Genomic DNA, 1,662 nt, shown 5'->3' with positions numbered 1-1,662 from the left:
TGCATTTTTTATCGCTATGCTTGGGCACTTTATCGACACTTCCGTAATTTTAGCCGTTGTGGTTATAAATGCCATTATAGGCTTTGTTCAAGAGAGCAAGGCTGAGGATGCAATGCAGGCTATAAAAAAGATGTTGGCGTTTAGCGCCACAGTATTTAGGGACGGACATAAGAAAAAGGTCAACAGCGAAGAGCTTGTTATCGGCGATATTGTTTTTATGGAGTCGGGTGACAGAGTTTTAGCAGACATTAGACTTCTGCATACAAACGGCTTTAGCGCTCAAGAGTCACTTCTTACGGGAGAATCTCTTCCGGTAGAGAAAAATCCACAAAAAGTCAAAAATGAGGCAACTATTGCGGATAGAAGCTGCATGGTTTTTGCGGGAACTATCGTATCTAGCGGAAATGCAAAGGGGGTGGTCGTAGCAACGGCAAACAATACCGAGCTTGGGCGTATAAGCGGAATGCTTGAGAGTATCGAGATGTTAAAGACCCCGCTTATAGAGCAGATGGATAAGTTTGCAAAGTGGCTTACTTTCTTTTTGCTATTTTTTTCCGTAATAATTTTTCTTATCGGTTACTATATAAAAGATTTTGCATTTGACGAACTTTTCATGGCAATAGTCGGACTTTTTGTATCAGCCATTCCCGAAGGGTTGCCTGCTGTTTTGACCATAACGCTTGCAGTCGGGGTTCAGGCAATGGCGAAAAAACATGCCATTATAAGAAATCTGCCAGCCATTGAGACAATAGGCTCGGTTTCTGTTATCTGCTCGGACAAAACGGGAACTCTTACGCAAAATGAGATGATGGTAAGCAGCGTTATCTCAGGCAAAGATCTATTTAAAATCGGCGGAATAGGGTACGAACCCATAGGAGATATTTATTTAGAAGATAGGCTTATAGATGCAGATAAAAATGAGCTGTTAAAGTTTTTAGCGAAAACATCTCTTCTGTGCAGCGATGCTTTGATAGCTAAAGAGGAGGATTTTTGGAAAATAGATGGAAGTCCTACTGAGGGTGCTTTAGTTACGTTTGCGTATAAAATAGGGTTTGATGCAGATAAGATTAGAGCGGGTTATAAGCGAGAAGATATGATACCCTTTGATTCTAGACATAAGTTTATGGCTACTCTGAGTCATGCGCATCAAGGCAGTTCCATAATCATAGTAAAGGGAGCCGCAGAGATTATTATAGATATGTGTAAGCTGGAGTTTGTAGATGGAAATAATGCGAAAAAGATAGACTCTCATCATTGGCATAAGATGGCAGAAGAGCTTGCATCGCAGGGACAAAGAGTACTAGCGGTAGCTTATAAAAATGCATCCGGCGATAAAGCAACTTTAGATTTTGATGATTTAAAGAGTGATTTGGTTTTAGTAGCACTCTTTGGGCTGATAGACCCTCCGAGGTCTGAGGCAATAGATGCCGTAAAAGAGTGCTACAGCGCACATATAGATGTAAAAATGATAACGGGAGACCACCTTTTAACCGCAACTGCCATCGGAAAAACCATAGGACTTAAAAATTGCGACAATGCCCTAAGCGGAGAAGATATTGAAAAACTAAGCGATGATGAGTTGGGCGAAGCGGTGTTAAAGACGGATATCTTTGCAAGAACTACTCCTGAACATAAATTGCGGCTTGTTAAAGCGCTCCAAGC

1 protein-coding gene is annotated in these 1,662 nt (G+C 41.3%); it reads left to right on the top strand.

Going from position 1 to position 1,662, the window contains the following annotated elements:
- On the top strand, nucleotides 1-1,662 hold a 1,662-nt coding region (locus RQ763_RS11665; protein WP_314153163.1), incomplete at both ends, for an HAD-IC family P-type ATPase.

It is taken from the genome of Sulfurimonas sp. (assembly GCF_032250635.1).
Lineage (GTDB): Bacteria > Campylobacterota > Campylobacteria > Campylobacterales > Sulfurimonadaceae > Sulfurimonas.
This window is presented reverse-complemented; position numbering and strand designations above follow the sequence as displayed.